Origin of the sequence: Polynucleobacter sp. AP-Titi-500A-B4 (genome assembly GCF_018688095.1) — a bacterium.
In the GTDB taxonomy this organism is placed as follows: Bacteria; Pseudomonadota; Gammaproteobacteria; order Burkholderiales; family Burkholderiaceae; genus Polynucleobacter.
The window spans coordinates 1,772,447-1,792,842 of the sequence record NZ_CP061311.1 but is presented as its reverse complement, the minus strand read 5'-3'; the positions used below and the strand labels follow the sequence as shown (position 1 = coordinate 1,792,842).

18 protein-coding genes are annotated in these 20,396 nt (G+C 46.7%); 6 read left to right on the top strand and 12 right to left on the bottom strand.

The genetic code is table 11. The features are described 5' to 3' along the window. The first annotated feature begins 14 nt into the window (after positions 1-14). Positions 15-1,127, top strand: a complete 1,113-nt coding sequence (mnmA, locus tag FD968_RS08955) for a tRNA 2-thiouridine(34) synthase MnmA (RefSeq protein WP_215365698.1) — start codon at positions 15-17, stop codon at positions 1,125-1,127. Positions 1,128-1,141: 14 nt separating this feature from the next. Here the strand turns inward: mnmA and FD968_RS08950 are convergent, their stop codons facing one another. Continuing rightward, positions 1,142-1,756 carry a glutathione S-transferase gene (locus FD968_RS08950; protein WP_215365696.1) on the bottom strand — a complete coding sequence of 205 codons (615 nt, stop codon included), beginning with the start codon at positions 1,754-1,756 and terminating at the stop codon, positions 1,142-1,144. Positions 1,757-1,851: 95 nt separating this feature from the next. Here FD968_RS08950 and purB point away from each other — a divergent pair, with 95 nt between their 5' ends. After that, entirely contained in the window at positions 1,852-3,231 is a 1,380-nt protein-coding gene (purB, locus tag FD968_RS08945) for an adenylosuccinate lyase (RefSeq protein WP_215365694.1), read from the top strand. A gap of 2 nt (positions 3,232-3,233) precedes the next feature. Beyond that, positions 3,234-4,589: a 3-deoxy-D-manno-octulosonic acid transferase gene (locus FD968_RS08940; protein WP_371817737.1), complete on the top strand. Its 1,356-nt coding sequence runs from the start codon at positions 3,234-3,236 to the stop codon at positions 4,587-4,589. 6 nt (positions 4,590-4,595) lie between these two features. On the opposite strand, the gene secF is transcribed toward FD968_RS08940, so the two are convergent. From secF to queA, 5 genes are all read right to left on the bottom strand, one after another. Further along, entirely contained in the window at positions 4,596-5,570 is a 975-nt protein-coding gene (secF, locus tag FD968_RS08935) for a protein translocase subunit SecF (RefSeq protein ID WP_215365690.1), read from the bottom strand. Positions 5,571-5,573: 3 nt separating this feature from the next. Next, positions 5,574-7,433 (bottom strand): protein translocase subunit SecD, encoded by a 1,860-nt coding sequence (gene secD / locus FD968_RS08930; RefSeq protein WP_215365688.1) that lies wholly within the window; start codon positions 7,431-7,433, stop codon positions 5,574-5,576. Between the two features lie 25 nt (positions 7,434-7,458). Next, positions 7,459-7,785 carry a preprotein translocase subunit YajC gene (yajC, locus tag FD968_RS08925; protein WP_215365686.1) on the bottom strand — a complete coding sequence of 109 codons (327 nt, stop codon included), beginning with the start codon at positions 7,783-7,785 and terminating at the stop codon, positions 7,459-7,461. A 133-nt stretch (positions 7,786-7,918) separates the two neighbouring features. Further along, positions 7,919-9,076, bottom strand: coding sequence for a tRNA guanosine(34) transglycosylase Tgt (gene tgt, locus FD968_RS08920; RefSeq protein ID WP_215365683.1), 1,158 nt, complete (start codon positions 9,074-9,076; stop codon positions 7,919-7,921). Continuing rightward, the gene (queA, locus tag FD968_RS08915) at positions 9,073-10,119 is read right to left on the bottom strand and encodes a tRNA preQ1(34) S-adenosylmethionine ribosyltransferase-isomerase QueA (protein WP_215365681.1); all 1,047 of its coding nucleotides are present in this window, start codon (positions 10,117-10,119) and stop codon (positions 9,073-9,075) included. Before queA ends, tgt begins: the two co-directional genes overlap by 4 nt. Before the next feature lie 30 nt (positions 10,120-10,149). Between queA and recG the strand changes: the two genes are divergently transcribed. Both recG and ubiA read left to right on the top strand, forming a co-directional pair. After that, positions 10,150-12,216 (top strand): ATP-dependent DNA helicase RecG, encoded by a 2,067-nt coding sequence (gene recG / locus FD968_RS08910; protein WP_215365679.1) that lies wholly within the window; start codon positions 10,150-10,152, stop codon positions 12,214-12,216. Positions 12,217-12,224: 8 nt separating this feature from the next. Then, positions 12,225-13,088 (top strand): 4-hydroxybenzoate octaprenyltransferase, encoded by an 864-nt coding sequence (gene ubiA, locus FD968_RS08905; RefSeq protein ID WP_215365677.1) that lies wholly within the window; start codon positions 12,225-12,227, stop codon positions 13,086-13,088. Position 13,089: 1 nt separating this feature from the next. Here ubiA and proC read toward each other — a convergent pair whose 3' ends face one another. The 5 genes from proC to FD968_RS08880 are packed head-to-tail and all read right to left on the bottom strand — an operon-like array spanning position 13,090 to position 18,599. After that, on the bottom strand, positions 13,090-13,959 hold the full coding sequence (proC, locus tag FD968_RS08900; RefSeq protein ID WP_215365675.1) for a pyrroline-5-carboxylate reductase: 870 nt from the start codon (positions 13,957-13,959) through the stop codon (positions 13,090-13,092). After that, a complete protein-coding gene (locus tag FD968_RS08895; RefSeq protein WP_215365673.1) occupies positions 13,956-14,681 on the bottom strand; it encodes a YggS family pyridoxal phosphate-dependent enzyme in 726 nt (241 codons plus the stop codon). Before FD968_RS08895 ends, proC begins: the two co-directional genes overlap by 4 nt. Continuing rightward, a complete protein-coding gene (gene glcF, locus FD968_RS08890) occupies positions 14,678-15,955 on the bottom strand; it encodes a glycolate oxidase subunit GlcF (protein WP_215365670.1) in 1,278 nt (425 codons plus the stop codon). Before glcF ends, FD968_RS08895 begins: the two co-directional genes overlap by 4 nt. A gap of 8 nt (positions 15,956-15,963) precedes the next feature. Then, positions 15,964-17,109, bottom strand: coding sequence for a glycolate oxidase subunit GlcE (gene glcE / locus FD968_RS08885; RefSeq protein WP_215365668.1), 1,146 nt, complete (start codon positions 17,107-17,109; stop codon positions 15,964-15,966). Next, complete coding sequence (locus FD968_RS08880; RefSeq protein ID WP_215368130.1) at positions 17,109-18,599, bottom strand: FAD-linked oxidase C-terminal domain-containing protein; 1,491 nt, start codon at positions 18,597-18,599, stop codon at positions 17,109-17,111. The genes glcE and FD968_RS08880 overlap by 1 nt, the downstream gene beginning before the upstream one ends. A 42-nt stretch (positions 18,600-18,641) precedes the next feature. On the opposite strand from FD968_RS08880, the gene FD968_RS08875 reads away from it, so the two are divergent. Beyond that, on the top strand, positions 18,642-19,211 hold the full coding sequence (locus tag FD968_RS08875; RefSeq protein ID WP_215365666.1) for a cob(I)yrinic acid a,c-diamide adenosyltransferase: 570 nt from the start codon (positions 18,642-18,644) through the stop codon (positions 19,209-19,211). A gap of 49 nt (positions 19,212-19,260) precedes the next feature. Here the strand turns inward: FD968_RS08875 and FD968_RS08870 are convergent, their stop codons facing one another. Then, positions 19,261-20,385 (bottom strand): 3-deoxy-7-phosphoheptulonate synthase, encoded by a 1,125-nt coding sequence (locus FD968_RS08870; RefSeq protein ID WP_215365664.1) that lies wholly within the window; start codon positions 20,383-20,385, stop codon positions 19,261-19,263. Between the last annotated feature and the right edge of the window lie 11 nt (positions 20,386-20,396).

Sequence of the window (20,396 nt, the reverse complement as noted above, 5' to 3'; positions counted from 1 at the left end):
TTCGCATTTTTTTGATGAACCAGCTCAATTCTTCCGGAATCCCACCTACAAACCCCAAGAAAGTCGTTATTGGCATGTCTGGGGGCGTAGATTCGTCGGTTGCCGCCTGGATGCTCAAGGAACAAGGCTATGAAGTTATAGGCCTTTTTATGAAGAATTGGGAGGATGACGATAACGATGAATATTGTTCGGCCCGCCAAGATTGGTTGGATGTTGTCTCAGTAGCGGATTTGATCGGAATTGACGTTGAGGCGGTCAATTTTGCGGCTGAATACCGCGAACGCGTTTTTGCTGAATTTTTACGCGAGTACGCTGCAGGGCGCACCCCTAATCCAGATGTTCTTTGTAATGCTGAAATTAAGTTCAAGGCCTTTTTAGACCATGCCATGAGTCTGGGTGCAGATGCAATTGCTACAGGCCACTATGCAAGAGTGCGCCATGAAGGTAACAGGGTGCAATTATTAAAAGCCTTAGATGCAACAAAAGATCAAAGTTATTTTTTACATCGCTTAACTCAGCAGCAATTGGCAAACGTTTTATTTCCATTGGGCGAAATCCCAAAAACAGAAGTTCGTACGATTGCCGAAAAAATTGGTTTGCATAATGCGAAGAAAAAAGATTCCACTGGAATTTGTTTTATTGGTGAGAGACCATTTAGAGAATTCTTAAACCGCTACTTACCCCGTGTGCCAGGCCCCATTAAAACGCCGGAAGGCAAAATTGTTGGCGAGCATATGGGCTTAGCGTTTTTTACTTTAGGTCAGCGCAAGGGCATCGGCTTGGGCGGCAGCCAGGATGGCAATGGCGATGCTTGGTATGTTGCTCGAAAGGATGTAGATAACAATACTTTGTATGTTGTTCAGGGCCATGAACACCCATGGTTATTGGTCAACCAGCTTGAGTCCATTGATGCCAGTTGGATTGCTGGCACTGCACCAGCATCAGGAAATTATTCTGCCAAGACGCGATATCGCCAAGCTGATTCTACATGCACACTCAGTGCAGATAACCAGTCCTTGAAATTTAGTTTAAGTTTTCCAGAAGCGCAGTGGGCGGTGACGCCTGGACAATCTGCTGTTTTATATGACGGTGATATTTGTTTGGGTGGCGGAATTATTTCCGCCTAAATACAAATAAGAGCTTATGCAGCAGGCGGTTCAGTTTCAATAAATGAAGAACGCTGTAATAATTTTTGGTACAGGCGATCTAAATTTGGATATTGAACTTGCCACTTGATCTCTGGAAAGCGGAAGAGCAAATAGCCAATTGCACAGCCAACGGCAACATCAGCTAAAGTCATTTGATTGCCATGACACCAGGCATTTCCACCCAGTTTTTCAGACATTTGACGAAGTGCATTTTGAATTTTTCCCATTTGGCGATCAACCCAAGCGGAGCTTTGTTGATCAGCAGGGCGCCAAGTGCGCTCCAAGCGCGCCAAAATACCGGCATCCATGACTCCGTCGGCCAGGGCTTCCCAGGTCTTGACTGTCGCACGCTCGCGATTATCGGTCGGTATCAATCTACTGACTGGACTTAGGCCATCAGCATATTCAGCGATGGCGCGAGAGTCGTAAATAGCCTCCCCATCATCAGCAATAAGGCAGGGAACCTTCCCTAGGGGGTTGGAATTGGCGATTTTGGTGTCTGCAGCCCATACATTGTCTAATTCAAGGTCAACATCAAGCTTTTTTTCCAAGAAAACAATGCGTACTTTACGTACATAGGGGCTAGTGAGGGATCCGATGAGTTTCATAGGGCACAGTATAGCTACCCAAACTGAGCTTTGCCCAAGCCCAGAACGCATTAAAATTAGGTTTTATTGATTTATCCAATGCAAAGGCAATATTCGTGAGTCAGCCGCTTTCTACCCTCAATGCCCTTTCCCCCTTAGACGGTCGCTATGCCGGAAAACTGGATGCTTTGCGTCCTTGGCTATCTGAGGCTGCTTTTATGCGCCAGCGCGTTTTTGTAGAGATTCATTGGTTGCTCGCTTTAGCGGCCGCTGGTTTGCCAGATGTTCCGAAGATTAATGCCGCAGACGAGGCCTTTTTACTCTCGCTTCCAGAAAACTTTTCTGATGCAGATGCACAGCGCATTAAAGATATTGAAGCTGTAACAAACCATGACGTTAAAGCAGTTGAGTATTTCTTAAAAGAGAAGGTAGCGGGCCGCCCTGATTTATTAAAAGCAAGTGAGTTTATTCACTTTGCTTGTACCTCTGAAGATATCAATAACACTTCACACGGGTTGATGTTGCGGGGTGCGCGTGATGATGTGTTGTTGCCACAGCTGCGCAAAGTACTTTCTGTATTAACTGATTTAGCCCTTGAGAATGCAAAGGTGCCTTTGCTTTCTCGTACGCATGGCCAACCTGCTTCACCAAGCACTTTAGGAAAAGAGATTGCCAATATTGCCAAACGCTTAGAACGTGCCATCGAATCTATCGCTGCGGCGCCACTCCTTGGCAAGATGAATGGAGCGGTTGGTAATTACAACGCACATTTATCCGCCTATCCAGATTTTGATTGGGAAAATTTTTCAAAGAATGTTGTTGAGAAGCGTCTTGGCTTAACCTTTAATCCCTATACGATTCAGATTGAGCCGCATGACGGCATGGCGCAACTCTTTGATGCAATTGCTCGCGCTAACACTATCTTGTTAGATATGGATCGTGACTTCTGGGCATACATTTCGGTTGGCTACTTTAAGCAACGTACTAAAGCGGGTGAGATCGGTTCATCTACCATGCCTCATAAAGTCAACCCTATCGACTTTGAAAATTCCGAAGGTAACCTAGGTGTTGCGAATGCCTTGTTGCGTCACCTGGCAGAAAAGTTGCCGATTTCTCGTTGGCAACGTGATCTCACTGACTCCACTGTCCTGCGAAATTTGGGCCCTGCATTTGGTCATAGCGTATTGGCATATGACAGCGCGTTGCGTGGTTTAGGTAAGCTGGAGGTTAATCATGCAGCGATTGCTGCAGATCTCGATGAGTGCTGGGAAGTATTGGCTGAGCCAGTACAAACTGTGATGCGCCGTTATGGCATCGAGAACCCCTACGAGCAGTTAAAAGAATTGACTCGTGGTAAAGGCATTAATCAAGCAGATTTGCAAAACTTCATTCGTGGCTTGAAGATTCCAGATGATGCAAAAGCGCGTTTGCTCGAGATGACTCCATCTTCTTATCTTGGTAAGGCGGTCGAATTGACCGAACGTCTCAAAAAGTGAGCGTGACTTCCAATTCAGAATACGGGGCGCGTCCTTGGTTTTGGTTTGCTGTTTATCAACTGCTATGGCATCTCTTCTTGCCATTGGCTTTTGTTCGCTTAGCTTGGCGTGCACGCCATTCATTTGCTTACTTACATCACATACCTGAGCGTCTCGGCTTTGGCTATGACAAGCCGGTTCTCAAAGGCTCCATTTGGATCCATGCAGTTTCGGTTGGGGAGACTCGTGCTGCTCAGCCATTGATTGAGGCATACCTCGCTCGTGGCGAATCTATTTTGCTTACGCACATGACCTTAAACGGCCGTCGAACTGGTAGGCAGCTATTTAGCAAAGCCATTGCCACTGGAAAAATTCGTCAGGTGTATTTACCTTACGACCTTTGCTGGTGTGTAGAGCATTTTCTCAAAACGTTTAAGCCGAAGTTTGGACTCTTCATGGAGACTGAAGCTTGGCCAACAGTCGTGTTTCGTTGCGCTGAAATTGGCCTACCTTTGTTTCTGGTCAATGCCCGTCTTTCCGAAAGGAGTGCGCGTCGAGTAAATCGCTTTGGTGAAGCTGGGCGTGCTTTATTTCAAGCCTTTGCCGGCATCTTGGCGCAAACTGAATTTGATGCACGACGTTATCGCAGTCTTGGTGTGAAAAATGTACTCATTTCTGGCAATCTCAAGTTTGATGTTCCTCTGGATGCTAAGTTAGTTGCTCAAGGCAAAGAATGGCAGAAGGATTTACATGCAACAAACCGTTTGATGGTGTGTGCTGCGAGTACGCGTGATGGCGAAGAAGAAATTATTCTCAAGGCCTGGAAAGACTTGCTCCTGACCAAAGCGTTTAATGCCTTACCTTTACTTTGCATAGTACCTCGTCATCCTGAGCGTTTTGCGGATGTGGCTAATCAAATTCATGCGGCAGGATTAAAGTTCCGCCGTCGTTCAGAGTGGTCTGGCTTACCCAAGGATGGCACTGAATTGGATGTCATCCTTGGTGACTCTATGGGCGAGATGTCAATGTATTACAGCGCATCAGATTTGGTGGTCATGGGTGGTAGCTTATTGCCTTTTGGTGGACAGAACCTGATTGAAGCTTGTGCTGCCGGTTGTCCTGTTTTACTTGGAGAGCACACTTACAACTTCCAGCAAGCAGCTTTGGATGCCATTCAAGCTGGGGCGGCAAAGCGCATTAATGGCGATGTGCCGCTTGGGGAAACAACCGCTTTGATGAAATCCTTACAAGAGTTGCTCTTGAATTCAACAGAGTTAAGCAAAATGAGTGAAGCCGCACAAGCCTACTCAGTTGAGCATCAAGGAGCGACTAAAAAAATATTAGCCGCTCTTGATCAACAAAACTTTTCTTTAAGCTAGTCCCGCCTAAACGCGTGCCCCGAAGTTCGGGTCGTCATTGCGTGCGTTGTCATCTGGCTTTTTATCGCCCTTGACTAAATCTTCGCGAGTTACGCCTAGCCACATTGCTAGTGCAGCAGCAACGAATACTGAAGAATAAATACCAAACAAAATACCGATCGTAAGTGCCAAGGCAAAGTAGAAGAGCGTTGGACCACCGAAGATCAGCATCGCAAGTACCATCATCTCGGTACTACCGTGGGTAATGACGGTACGACTAATTGTGCTGGTAATGGCGTTATCAATAATTTCGCGGGTGTTCATCTTGCGATATTTGCGGAAGTTCTCGCGAATACGGTCAAAGATCACAACTGACTCATTTACAGAGTAGCCCAACACCGCCAGGACAGCAGCCAATACTGACAGTGAGAACTCCCAGTGGAAGAAAGCAAAGAAGCCCAGGATGATGACTACGTCATGCAAGTTGGCAATGATGCCGGCAAGCGCAAATTTCCACTCGAAGCGGAAGGAAAGATACAGCACAATGCCGATGATTACAAAAATCAATGCTTTAAGACCATCAATCGCCAACTCTTGACCAACTTGTGGTCCCACGAATTCAACGCGCTGTAGTTTGACGCCAGACGTTGCTGGTTCAAGCGCCTGCATCACTGCATTACTTTGATCTGCAGAGGAAATGAGCTTTCCTTCAGCATCTTTTTGTAAAGGTAAGCGAATCATCACATCACGTGAGCTGCCAAAATTCTGAATTTGGGTATCGGCGTAGCCCAGTTTTTCAACTTTAGAGCGGATCGAGTCGATGGGGGCGGTCTGTGGATAGCTAACTTCCATGACCGTGCCACCTGTAAATTCAATAGACAGATGCAGGCCGTTATGCCAAAGGAAAAAGACTGCAGCTAAAAAGGTAATCAAAGAAATGGCATTGAGCGCCAATGCGTGGCGCATAAATGGAATGTCTTTTTTGATTCTAAAAAATTCCATGGCTTATTTCTCCTGTGGACGCCAAACTTGGCCGATCGCGAGTTTTTGAATCTTCTTGTGTCTGCCGTACCAAAGATTGACAAGACCGCGAGAGAAGAAGACAGCCGAGAACATTGAAGTCAGAATACCCAAGCAGTGAACTACTGCAAAGCCTTTGATAGGGCCAGAGCCAAAGGCTAGGAGCGCTAAGCCGGCGATCAGGGTTGTCACGTTAGAGTCTAGAATCGTTGCCCATGCTTTATCAAAGCCAACGGCAATGGCAGTTTGAGGCGCTGCTCCATTACGCAACTCTTCACGAATACGTTCGTTAATCAATACGTTGGAGTCAATCGCCATACCAAGAGCCAATGCCATCGCCGCGATGCCCGGTAAGGTGAGGGTAGCCTGTAGCATTGACAGTACAGAAATCAGTAGTAATAAGTTCACGGCTAACGCAACTACTGAGAACGTGCCAAATAACAAGTAGTAGGCCATCATGAAAATAGCAATGGCTGCAAATCCAATTAGGAGCGATTTAAAGCCTTTTTCAATATTCTCAGCGCCCAAGCTTGGTCCGATGGTACGCTCTTCAATGATTTCCATTGGCGCCGCCAATGAGCCCGCGCGCAATAAAAGGGCCAAGTCATTGGCACTCTCGGTAGTGGGCTGACCGGTGATTTGAAATTTAGAGCCAAATTCACCTTGAATGGTGGCAATGGTTAGCACTTCGCCTTTACCCTTTTCAAACAAAATCATGCCCATCGGTTTACCGATGTTTTCACGAGTTACTTCTTGCATCACGCGACCACCGGCGGCATCTAAAGAGATGTTGACTGCAGGACGTTGGTTCTGATCAAAGCCAGCACTAGCATCAGTAATGCGATCGCCGCTGAAAATCACAGACTTTTTAAATACACCTAAACGGTTTTCACCGAAACGGAAGGTATCCATTCCTGGAGGCGGTGTTTCACCAAGCCCAATCGTCGACACGATTGGATCTGCCAAGCGAGATTCCAGGGTGGCAGTACGACCAATAATATCTTTGGCACGCGCCGTATCTTGTACGCCCGGTAACTGCACCACAATGCGCTCAGCGCCTTGTTGTTGAATCACAGGCTCTTTTACCGCAAGCTCATTTACTCGCTTATTGAGAGTGATGATGTTCTGTTTGACGGCATTATCTTGAACGTCTTTTAAAGCCTTGGGTTTGAATTCACCGAATAACTTTACAGATCCACCACTGTTTTTAATCAACCAAACTAAATCTGGTTGAGATGTATTTAAAAGAGTACGTGCTACTTCAGCTTCATCTGCGCTACCAAAGTTAATGGAGATTGACTCTGGGCTACGATCAATGCCTTGATGGCGAATATTCTTATCGCGCAATTGACTGCGGATATCGGTCGCTAAAGAGGTCACCTTTTTCTGGACGGCACCTTTCATATCTACTTGCAGAAGGAAGTAGACGCCGCCACGCAAGTCTAGGCCGAGCGGCATTGGCAAAGCATTGATTGCATTTAACCATCCAGGGGTATTGGATAAGAGGTTTAATGCAACGGTGTAATTGGGGTCATTCTGATCAACATTCAATTTCTGTTGCAAGAGATCGCGTGCACGTAATTGAATATCTGTATTGTTAAAGCGAATTTTGATAGAGCCTACATTGCCAGCGCTCTCAAAAAATATGCCAGTACTGTTGATATCTGCCTCAGTCAGAATCTTTTCAACACGAGACTGTGTCGCCAAATCAACCTTGATGGTTGGTTTGGCGGACGAGACTTGAACCGCTGGAGCCTCACCATAGAAATTAGGTAATGAGTAAAGTCCGCCAATTAATAATGCAACGGCGATAACTATATATTTCCAGAGAGGGTAGCGATTCATATCGAGATACTTTTAATCAAACGTATTAAGCAGACTTCAGCGTGCCTTTTGGCAATACTGTGGTGATAGCACCTTTTTGTAATTGCACTTGAGTATTTGCAGCAATCTCAACTGTGACTACATCATCTTTTAGTGCTGATACTTTGCCGAAGATGCCGCCAACAGTAACCACCTCATCACCAACAGCTAAAGCTGCAAGCATTGCTTTGGTTTCTTTTTGACGCTTCATTTGTGGGCGAATCATGATGAAATACAAAACCGCAAACATCAAAATCAAAGGTAGGAAGCTCATCAAGCCACCAGCATCTGCGCCCGCGGCTGGAGCCTGAGCAAAAGCGTTACTAATCCACATACAAAACCTCCGTTAATTACCAATTGGAAACTGCTTCATTTTTAGGCTTTAAATAGAAAGCCGTAAACCCGCAATTCTAAACGGTATGGGGCTTTAGAGTAGATTTGAGGGGGTTAATACCCCTCTAGGGTGGTTAATCCTGCCCAGGTTCCACGCCACGTTGCCGATTGGCGTGGAATTCCTCGCGATAAGCACTAAAACGATCCTTGCTAAGGGCTTCCCTGACCTCAGTCATGAGTTGAAGGTAATAAGACAAGTTGTGGATCGTATTGAGTTGTGAGCCCAGAATCTCATTAGCCTTTTGGAGGTGATTTAAGTAGGAGCGGGTGAAGTTTTGGCAGGTATAGCAAGCGCATGTGGGATCAAGAGGGCGATCATCGTCTTTGTAGCCAGAATTGCGCAATTTCAGGTCGCCAAAACGGGTAAATAGCCACCCGTTCCGAGCGTTACGGGTAGGCATCACGCAATCGAACATATCAATACCCAAGCTCACCCCTAACATGAGGTCTTCAGGTGTACCTACTCCCATGAGGTAGTGGGGCATCTGTTTGGGTAATTTCGGTGCGGTGAAATTCAGAATTCTTTCAAACTCAGGTTTTGGTTCTCCTACAGATAGACCACCAATAGCGATGCCATCAAAGCCTTGCTGACTCACAGCATCTAATGAGAACTCACGAAGGTTCTCAAACATACCACCTTGTACGATACCAAAAAGACCATTGCCAGTATTAAGTTCTCTAAAACGTTTGAGTGAACGATCGCCCCAGCGCAGGGACATTTCTAATGAGGCGCGTGCAGTTTTTTCTGAAGTAGGCTGACCCTTGATTTCATAAGGCGTGCACTCGTCAAACTGCATTGCGATATCGCTATTGAGTACTGCCTGGATTTCCATCGATACCTCTGGCGACATAAATAGCTTGTCGCCATTAATGGGGGATGCAAAGGTGACACCCTCTTCAGAGATCTTGCGTAATGCCCCCAAGCTAAATACTTGAAAACCCCCTGAGTCAGTCAGGATGGGTTTATCCCAGCCCATGAAGCGATGCAGACCACCATGTTTTTTGATGACATCTAAACCTGGCCGCAACCAAAGATGAAAAGTATTTCCAAGAATGATTTGTGCTTTAGCTTCATTGAGATCACGTGGCGTCATCGCCTTCACAGTGCCATAAGTTCCCACGGGCATGAAGATTGGGGTTTGCACACTGCCATGGGGAAGATCAAGCTGACCAAGGCGTGCAGGACTCTGGGAGTCGCGCGCCAAAATATTAAAGTGAACAGGTTTGGTCATGGCTTTGTATTCTCAAGTCGGCAAAGAAACATCGCATCCCCATAACTGAAGAAACGATATTTCTGATCAATTGCATGTTGGTATGCGGCGCGAATATTGTCCATACCCGCAAAGGCACTTACTAACATCAATAAGGTAGATTTTGGCAGATGAAAGTTGGTTAGCAAACAATCTACTGTTTTAAATAGAAACCCAGGGGTTATAAATAGATTGGTCTCGCCACTGCTTTGGCCATTTAGGGCATGACTCTCTAGTGCGCGTAAGCTCGTAGTGCCAACAGCAATGACTCTTCCACCATGAAGCTTGGTATCTGCAATGGCCTGTAGGGTCTCCTTTGGAATAGAGAACCATTCATAGTGCATTTTGTGTTTGGATAAGTCTTCTTCGCGAACTGGGGTAAAGGTACCTGCGCCAACATGTAAGGTTACGGTGGCCCGCTGAACTCCCTGATCATTGAGTTGCTTGAGAATCTGTGCGTCAAAATGCAGTCCAGCAGTTGGCGCAGCAACGGCTCCTGGATTTTTTGCAATAACAGTTTGGTAGCGCTGCGCATCTTCACCATCTGGTTGGTGCTCGATGTATGGAGGAAGGGGTAGCTCGCCGAAGCGCTCGAGTAAGGCAAATACATTTTCTGGAAAGCGCACTTCATAAAAGCGCCCATCATAGTCAATCATTTCGACTGGAAAGGTCTCGCCAGCTTGGTTGTAAACATGAACCATGGAGCCGGTCTTTGGAACTTTGGAAGCTCGGATCTGAACCCACGCTTGTTTATCGCCGCTAATGCGCTCGATTAGGAGCTCAACATTGCCCCCAGTCTCTTTTTTGCCGTGAAGTCGGGCTGGGATGACTTTGGTGTCGTTAAAGACTAATAAGTCCCCTGGCTTTATCAGGTTAAGAATGTCCTTAAACTGACGATCTAATAACTCGACGTGATTACCCCCATCAAGCTTGACCTCTAGGAGGCGGCTATCAGTTCTATTCGCCAAGGGATGCTGGGCGATTAGCTCGGTTGGGAGTTCGTAATTGAAGTCAGAGAGTTGCATAGCATTACCATCAGGTATGGGATTTTAACGATGACTAGCAAACAAGCGCCAAACACACTGCAAAAAATGGGTTTAGACAGCCCAATGGCCCTTGCTTTGCATCTGCCATCGCGATATGAGGATGAGACTGAGTTATGCACGATTGAGGAGGGCTTAATACAGGGGCGTTTTAGCTCAGTACAGACCCAGGGAATAGTCATTCGAAATCAAGTCCTCTTTCGGCCTAGAAGGCAGATGCTTGTCACGATCGAAGACGATACGGAAACTTTGCAACTTCGGTTTCTGAATTTCTATCCAAGCCAGCAAAAGCAAATGGCGGTTGGTACTCACGTTCGCGTACGAGGTGAGATCCGCGAGGGCTTCCAGGGTCCTGAGATGGTTCATCCAACGGTGCGTGCAGTGAATCCTGATGCACCACTGCCAACAAGCTTGACTCCAGTCTACCCAGCAAGCGCAGGAGTGTCACAAGCAGCAATTCGTAAGGCAGTTACTCAGGCATTGCGCGATCCGAGTTTGCAAGAGAGTTTGGCTGAGTTCTTACCAAAAAAATTGATGGCGGAATTACTGCCCAGTCATGATTGGCCAAACCTACAGGCTGCTATTACTTATCTCCATCAACCACCCGCCAATGCTGATACACAAGCTCTATTAGAGCGGACGCACCCAGCATGGCGACGAGTACAGTTTGAAGAGTTACTTGCTCAGCAAATTTCTTTAAAGCGCGCACATGCGATTCGCAGAGAGCGACATGCACCCAGTTTTAAGCTGACTAAAGAGAATAAGAGCCTCGAAGCGGGATTGCTAAAGGTCTTGCCATTTCAATTAACAGCTGCTCAGGCCCGAGTTTGGAATGAAATTGGCACTGATTTATCTAAAGCATTCCCAATGAATCGTCTTCTTCAGGGCGATGTAGGTAGTGGTAAGACCGTTGTAGCTGCGTTGGCGGCTGCACGCGTTATGGATCATGGTTATCAAGCGGCAGTAATGGCGCCTACTGAAATCTTGGCTGAGCAACATTACTTGAAGATGAAAGAGTGGTTTGAGCCTTTAGGGGTCCAAGTTGCTTGGTTATCCGGTAGCTTAAAGGCTAAAGAAAAAAGATTGGCTCAAGAGCTTATTGAGAGCGGTGCGGCCCAACTGATTATTGGTACCCATGCATTGATTCAGGAGAATGTGAGTTTTGCAAAACTGGGGTTAGCGGTCATTGATGAGCAACATCGTTTTGGCGTGCGCCAGCGTTTAGAGATTCAGCAACGTGTTGGCTCTGAATTGTTTTACTGCCATCAATTGATGATGTCTGCTACACCAATACCGCGTACTTTGGCGATGACCTATTACGCAGACCTTGATGTTTCGGTAATTGATGAGCTACCTCCTGGCCGTAAGCCGATTGCCACTAAAGTTGTAAAAGCTAGCCGTCGAGATGAAGTGATTGGCGGATTACAAAGCTGGCTCTCTAAAGGTTTGCAGGCTTATTGGGTTTGTCCTTTGATTGAAGAGTCAGAGGCCTTGCAGTTGCAAACTGCAGTAGAGAGTTTTGAGCAATTAACTCAGGCCTTGCCAGACTTCAAGGTTGGTCTAGTGCATGGGCGTTTAAAAGCGGATGAAAAAGCAGCCGTGATGGCGGCGTTCAAGGCCAATGAAATTCAACTGCTAGTCGCAACTACTGTGATTGAGGTGGGTGTTGATGTGCCTAATGCTGCATTGATGGTGATTGAGCATGCTGAGCGCTTTGGTTATGCCCAGATTCATCAATTACGTGGGCGTGTGGGTCGGGGCTCCGCCGATTCAGTATGTATTTTGATGTATGCAGAGCCTTTATCTTTAGCGGCCAAAGAGCGCCTACAAACACTGCGCGAGACTTCAGATGGCTTTGTGATTGCAGAGCGTGATTTATCACTTCGGGGCCCTGGCGAACTATTGGGTGCTAAACAATCTGGGGATGCCATGCTTCGCTTTGTAGATTTGCAGCGAGATGCGTGGCTCATTGAGCTGGCTCAGCAGGCGGCTGAACGTTTATTGGCAGACCATGCTGATATTGTTGAGCGTCATTTAGAGCGTTGGTTAGGTTCTCGAGCAGAGTTTCTGAAGGCATAATTCTGGCTATGTCATTTAACGATCGGCTCAAAGCTTACGCCTATTTAATTCGCTTAGATAAGCCGATTGGCACACTATTACTTTTGTGGCCAACGCTATGGGCTCTGTGGTTGGCAAGCTCCGGAATTCCTGATTTCAATATCTTATTTATTTTTGTGATTGGTACGTTTTTAATGCGTAGTGCTGGTTGCGCTATGAATGATTATGCAGATCGCGATTTTGATCGTCATGTCCAAAGAACCCAAGGACGCCCAGTTACCAGTGGAAAGATTTCTGGAAAAGGAGCCGTTGCTGTTGCCGTTGTATTGGCTCTTCTTGCATTTTTGTTGATTCAGCCTCTCAACACTTTCACGAAGCAACTTTCCGTCTTGGCCTTGTTAGTCGCTTTCATATACCCCTTTACAAAACGTTTCTTTGCTATGCCACAGGCAGTACTTGGTATTGCATTTGGTTTTGGTATTCCTATGGCTTATGCGGCAATTTTGGACTTTATTCCATTAGAAGCTTGGGTCTTATTTGTGGGGAATATTTTTTGGGCTATTGCCTATGACACGGCCTATGCCATGGTCGATCGAGAGGATGATTTACGTTTGGGATTGCGAACCTCAGCGATTACTTTTGGAAGCTATGACGTGCTAGCGATCGGCATCAGTTATGCAATCTTGTTTGTAAGTCAACTTTGGGTGGCACAACTGGCCGACCTGAGCAACTACTTTTTAGTCGGTTGGTTAATGGCTTTAGGCTGTGCGATCTACCACATGAAACTCGTCTCTACTAGAGGTCGAGAAGAATGCTTCTTAGCCTTCCGTCACAATAACTGGCTGGGAGGGTTTTTATTCTTAGGGATTGTTTTGGGGCTTAGTATGAATTAGGCTAGTTTTTGCCTAATTCATCACCCATCATTTTGCCGCGCTGACTTGCAGCATCAATTGCTTTTTCAAGAATCTCATGCCAACCATGTTGTTTCATGACTTCAAGTGCAGCAGCGGTTGTGCCACCTTTAGAGGTCACACGTTCACGCAAGATACCGGCATGTTCTTCCGAGTTGTGGGCTAGCTGAGTGGCGCCTTCTAGGGTTGCATAAGCTAATTTGCGAGCGGTCTGTGCATCTAAGCCTAGCTTTTCACCTGCAGACTGCATCGCCTCTAAAAATGCAAAGACATAAGCAGGGCCACTGCCAGAAACTGCTGTGACAGCATCCATCAATTTTTCTTCAGAAACCCAAACCGCCTGACCAACTGCATTGCAGATAGTTTCAGCCAGGGCGCGATCAGATGTATTGACTGCAGCATCTGCAAATAAACCGGTAATGCCTTTACCGATCAGCGCAGGGGTATTGGGCATGGCGCGCACACAACGTGCGTGATCTAACCAGCGACTCATATCTTTGAGTCGAATTCCTGCAGCAATACTCAAGATGAGCGGACCAGACGCACTCACATGTTTGAGTTTAGAAGCTAAGCCTTTAGCAACCACATTAAAGTCTTGTGGCTTGATGGCCATGACCACCACATTATTTTTTGAAAAATCAAATGTAATCTGCTCCAAGGCGCCAATACCTTGGACGCCAAAGTCTTCATGTAGTTTTAAGGCAGTTGTTGCATTTGCTTCAACCACAGTGATTTGATTGGGTTCAAACCCATTTGCTAGCAGACCACTAATTAAGGCGCGACCCATATTGCCGCCACCAATGAAAGTGATATGTGCATTGCTATTGTTTTGCATGTTCTTGTGTTGGCTCATTTAGTAATCTTATCGCGCTTCCCAAAAATGGCTGTTCCCACACGAACCATGGTACTGCCTTCAGCTATGGCGGCCTCTAAATCATCAGACATGCCCATAGAGAGGGTGTCGAAGAATTGATAGTCTGGGTCGACTAAGTGACGAGATTGAATGCCTTGAAAACAATCGCGGACAGCGGCAAACGCCTCCCGCTGCATCTTGGGGTCTGGGTTGGGTGCTGGAATAGCCATGAGGCCACGCAGTACGATGTTGGGTAATTTGCTAATTGCATCACATATGGCTTCTGCCTCTGAGAGTGGAACACCGCTTTTACTCTCTTCTTCGCTCACGTTGACCTGAACGCATACCTGTAATTCTGCCAAGCTGGGAAACTCGCCCCGTTGGGCGGACAGGCGCTCGGCAATCTTGAGTCGATCCACACTATGAACCCAATCAAAATGCTCAGCAACTTCTCTGGTTTTATTACTTTGTAGTGGCCCAATAAAGTGCCATACCAGCCAAGGGCGTAACTTTTCAAGTTGAATAATTTTTTCAATACCTTCTTGAACGTAGTTCTCGCCAAATGCCGATTGTCCGGCATGCATCGCCTCTTCAATGGCAGATGCGGGAAAGGTTTTACTTACTGCTAAGAGCTCAATGTCTTCTGGTTCGCGTTTTGCGGCTAGGGCTGCAAGTTCAATACGCTGCCGCACCTGCATGAGGTTAACCACAATTGAATTCATTGGGCCTTGGAGGATTTGCTGATCAATTGATCTACGATTTCAATCCAGTGAAGTACTGGCGTGTCATCTTGCTGGAGGTGGGTAATGCATCCAATATTTCCGGAAACAATTACATTAGCTCCTGACTCTTCGCAGGCTGCATTCAGGTGCGCTAACTTGTTCTTACGTAGCTGCTCTGAAAGCTCTGGCTGAGTAACTGAGTAAGTTCCAGCAGAGCCGCAGCAGAGGTGGCTGTCATTGCACAAGCGCACGCCAATTCCTAAACCAGAAAGCAAGCCCTCAACCTTGCCGCGTATCTGTTGACCATGCTGCAATGTGCAGGGTGGGTGATAAACCACACCAGGTTTTTGATCAGAGCCAATGAGTTGAACTAATTCATCTTGCAGTGAAGGCAAAATCTCCGCAATATCTTTAGTCAGACCTGAAATTTTCTTTGCTTTAGCGGCATATGCAGAATCATGCGCCAAGAGATGACCGTAGTCTTTGACCATTACACCGCATCCCGATGCGGTCATCACAATTGCTTCAACGCCTTGCTCAACCAGCGGCCACCACGCATCAATATTTTGCTTAGCATTCTCTAGGCCGCCTATTTGATCATTTAGGTGATAGCGAAGCGCGCCACAGCAAGTTGCGTTGGGTGCGCTAATCAGTTGAATCTTTAAAGCATCCAATACTCTTGCAGTTGCCGAATTGATATTCGGTAGCATGCCGGGCTGAACGCAACCTTCCAGAATCAGCATCTTACGACTGTGCTGTGTTCTTGGTCTGGCATAAGGATCAGTTGCTTGACCTAAAGCTTTATTTTTAGTGAGTGGAATCTTGCGCTTGATACCACTTGGCATCAAGGGGCGCACCAAACGACCCAAAGCCATTGCTGAATTAAATAATGCTGGTTTAGTTAAACCTTCTTTAAGGGCCCAACGAGTTATACGCTGACCTAGTGGGCGCTCTGGGGTATTTTCTTCTGCCCATTTACGTCCGATATCGATTAAGTTTCCATATTGCACGCCACTAGGGCAAGTGCTTTCGCAATTACGACATGTGAGGCAGCGATCCAAATGCAAGCGTGTCTTTTCTGTTGGCGCTTGACCTTCAGCAATTTGCTTAATGAGGTAGATACGGCCGCGAGGTCCATCAAGCTCGTCGCCAAGTAATTGATAGGTAGGACAGGTCGCGGTACAAAAACCGCAGTGAACGCATTTACCCAGAATACGGGCAGCTTCTATCCCTTCTGGGGTATTGGCAAATTGAGGGGCGAGTTGAGTTTGCATAGAAATACTTATGGAAGACGTTTAGTGGCAAATACACTGGCCGGATCAAAAGCCAATCTTAGGCGTGCTTGTACTGCTTCAAGAGCTTTAGAGTGCGCTTGCTCGCTCAGCAAAGTAAAGCGCTCAAAAGATGGATCTACATTGCTGCCTTGTTTAAATCGCGTTGCATGACCGCCATGATTAGTGGCCAATAGTTTGATGGCAGCAAATGTTGCTTCATCACCATTTGCTTTGATCCAGCGTTGTTGGCCATGCCATTCGAGAACAAGATTATCTTCAGAGTTTGGTACTGCCAGTGGTCCACATACTGCAGGTAGGGCTAGGCGATAGAGGGTTTGATCAGCGCCGAGATTGGTGAATGGTAAAAGTTTTTGCTCGCGCAAATCATTCCAAAAAACTTCAGCTATCGTTGGGTCGATTTCCTTGGCAAGTACTAAAGAACTCATCAAAGGAATGGCGGCCTTTACTGCAGCAGCAGCACCTGCCAAGCGAATCGTTAATTCACCATCAGTATCCTTGCCATTGCCAATCCAGCAGCTTGCTGATAGAGGGAGGGGCTGACCTGCCCATTCATTGAGAACCTTCAATGCTTTCTCTTGAGGGATTTGGCAACGTAAGGTTGCTGTAGCAGCAGGCTTTGGTAAAACTTTTACTGATGCCTCAAGTAATAAAGACAGCGTTCCCATCGATCCTGGGAGTAGACGAGAGACGTCGTAACCCGCAACGTTCTTCATGACTTTGCCGCCAAAGGAGAGGTCTTGACCCTTGCCGTCCAGAATACGAGCGCCTAGAACAAAGTCACGAAAATTGCCAACGCTGATGCGACCGGGCCCTGCGAGTCCTGCAGCAATTGCGCCGCCAAAAGTGGCATGCTCCCCAAAGTGGGGAGGCTCAAATGCGAGAACTTGGTTTTTTTCTTTGAGGGCCGCTTCAATTTCTTTGAGTGGCGTGCCAGCACAAGCAGTAATCACTAACTCTTCAGGTTGGTATTCCAAGATGCCGGAATAGGGGCGCGTATTTAATTTCGCATTGGAATTAGTATTTCCGTACCAAGCTTTCGTGCCTCCACCTTCAATGGAAAGTGAAGTTTTATTATTGGCTGCATTGAGAATCTGCTCACGAAAACTTTCTATCGTTGAATTAGGAGCGGTCATTAAAAGCGCTCCAATTCTGGGTGAGGCAGATTGCCGCCACTAATGCGCATACGGCCATACTCAGCACAACGGCTCAAAGTAGGAATAGCCTTATCTGGATTAAGAAGTTTTTCTGGGTCAAATGCCGCTTTGACGCCCCAGAAGGATTCACGCTCACCTTCTCCAAACTGCACACACATCGAATTGATCTTTTCGATACCCACACCGTGCTCACCAGTGATAGTGCCACCCAGCTCTACACATGCTTCCAATATTTCTGTGCCAAATTCTTCAGCGCGATGCCATTCTTCTTGATCGGCACCATTAAACAAAATGAGTGGATGCATATTGCCATCACCTGCATGGAAAACGTTCAAGCAACCAAGACCATATTTTTCTTCCATGCCTTGAATGCGCTTTAGTAATGTAGCAATGTGACGACGCGGAATCGTACCGTCCATACAGTAATAGTCAGGGGCTAAGCGGCCTGCAGCGGGGAAAGCGTTCTTGCGACCACTCCAAAACTTCAAACGCTCAGTTTCATCTTTGGAGATTTGAATGCCGCTTGCACCCGCTTGCTCAAGTACCTTGGTCATGCGTTCAATTTCTTCGGCAACTTCTTCTGGTGTGCCATCTGACTCACAAAGCAAAATAGCGGCTGCGTCTAAGTCATAGCCTGCATGAACAAACTCTTCTACTGCCCGAGTAGTAGCCTTATCCATCATTTCTAAGCCTGCAGGAATAATGCCAGCAGCAATAATAGCGGCAACGGCATTGCCACCTTTTTCAATATCGTCAAAGCTCGCCATAATGACGCGGGCTAGTTTTGGTTTGGCAACCAACTTCACGGTTACTTCGGTCACTACAGCAAGCATGCCCTCGCTACCCATCATGATTGCTAGTAAGTCTAAGCCTGGAGAATCCGGAGCCAAGCTGCCAAATTCGATGATCTCGCCATTCATGAGAACGCCACGAACTCGCAAGACGTTGTGTAAGGTCAGACCATATTTTAGGCAGTGCACACCACCAGAATTTTCATTGACGTTGCCACCAATTGAGCAGGCAATTTGTGATGAAGGATCTGGAGCGTAGTACAAGCCTAAGTGACCTACTGCTTCTGAGATCGCCAAATTACGTACTCCTGGCTGAACCACTGCAGTGCGAGTAAATGGGTCAATACTGAGAATCTTCTTTAATTTGGCGAGTGACAGTACGAGGCCCTGAGATAAGGGCATTGCACCGCCAGACAGACCAGTACCAGATCCACGAGGCACTACTGGGATTTGCATTTCAAAACAAATCTTCAGAATTTGAGCTACTTGCTCTTCGGTTTCTGGAAGGGCGACAGCTAATGGCATGCGCCGATAGGCTGCCAAACCATCACATTCGTAAGGAATCGTGTCTTCTGGCTCCCAAAGCAGGGCGTATTCCGGAAGAATCGGGCGCAGGGCTGAAACCAGTTTGGACTGAAGGGCGCTAATAGCGGCCAGATCGGGGGGCGGGGTCACCATATTCATAGCAATCATTTTAGCCATTTACCTATAATTAAGCTCATGGGAAATCGACTATCAAAAATTGCCACAAGAACGGGCGATGCTGGCATGACTGGTCTGGGAGACGGAAGTCGCGTTGAGAAGGATCATTTGCGTATTTGCGCCATGGGTGATGTTGATGAGCTCAACTCAGAAATCGGTGTTTTGATGACCGAAGACTTCCCCACAAGCATTGCCGAAGAGTTGAGTGCCCTCTTTTTACAGATTCAACATGATTTATTTGATTTAGGTGGTGAACTCTGTATTCCAAACTACAAGTTACTGAATCCTGATCATGTAGCCCAATTGGATATCTGGCTAGAGAAATACAACAAGGAATTGCCACCACTAACAGAATTTATTTTGCCTGGCGGAACGCGTGCTGCAGCACAAGCTCATGTATGCCGCACTGTTTGTAGAAGAGCAGAGCGCTCCATCGTGCGCTTAGGCTGGGAAGAGCCTTTATATGATTCCCCTCGTCAATACGTCAATCGTTTATCAGATCTTCTCTTTGTCGTTGCTCGTATTCTCAATCGTGCCGCAGGTGGAACAGATGTACTGTGGAAGCACGAAAAAAAAGAGACTAAATAAATTTGCCTCTTTCATTCTTTCTGCTGATTAGTTGTAGCGAGTTACAACATCACTTTTTCTTGCTTCTGCGTTTTTTAACTGCAGCGGCAAGACGCTCTAATACCTGAACTGAATCATCCCAATTAATGCAGGCATCGGTAATGCTCTTGCCGTATTCCAGCTTGCTAGGATCATCTTTGCCCGGTGTGAATTTCTGAGCACCGTCATTGAGATGACTTTCAATCATGACACCAAAAATCTGATGTGAACCAGATTCGATTTGCTTGGCAACATCATCTGCAACAACAATTTGACGCTCATGTTTCTTACTGGAGTTAGCATGCGACAAATCAACCATCAAACTGGCGCGAAGCTTACCAGCCTCAAGCTCAGAGCATGCTGACTGAACAAATTTTGCTTCATAGTTAGGTTCTTTGCCACCACGTAGAATCACGTGGCAATCTTTATTACCTTTCGTTTCCACAACCGATACCTGACCATTTTTGTGAACAGACAAGAAGTGATGTGGACGACCTGCCGCTTGAATTGCATCTGTTGCGATTTTGATGTTCCCATCAGTGCCATTCTTAAATCCGATCGGCGCAGATAAACCAGAAGCAAGTTCGCGATGTACTTGGCTCTCAGTTGTGCGCGCACCAATAGCACCCCAAGAAATGAGGTCAGCAATATATTGTGGAGAAATGACATCTAAGAATTCGCTGCCCGCTGGCATGCCGAGGCGATTAATTTCCATGAGCACTTGGCGAGCAAGGCGCAGACCTTCTTCAATGCGATATGACTCATCAAGGTAGGGGTCATTAATCAAACCCTTCCAGCCAACGGTCGTACGTGGCTTTTCAAAATACACGCGCATCACAACTTCTAATTCACCAGCAAAGCGCTCACGCTCAGCTAGGAGACGTTGGCAATACTCCAATGCTGCTCTTGGATCATGAATCGAGCAAGGCCCAATGATGACGAGTAGGCGATCATCTTTTCCGTGAATAATGTCGCGGATCTTTTTACGCGTCTTGCTGATTAATGTTTCAGTCGGTGTTCCAGAGATTGGAAAGAAGCGAATCAGATGCTCTGGCGGTGGCAGAACAGAAATGTTATCAATGCGTTGATCGTCGGTGTCCGACGTTTTATCAACGGCGGAGTACCAATTAGCGGGATTCGTATTTTGTTGGCTCATGCGGCTATTTT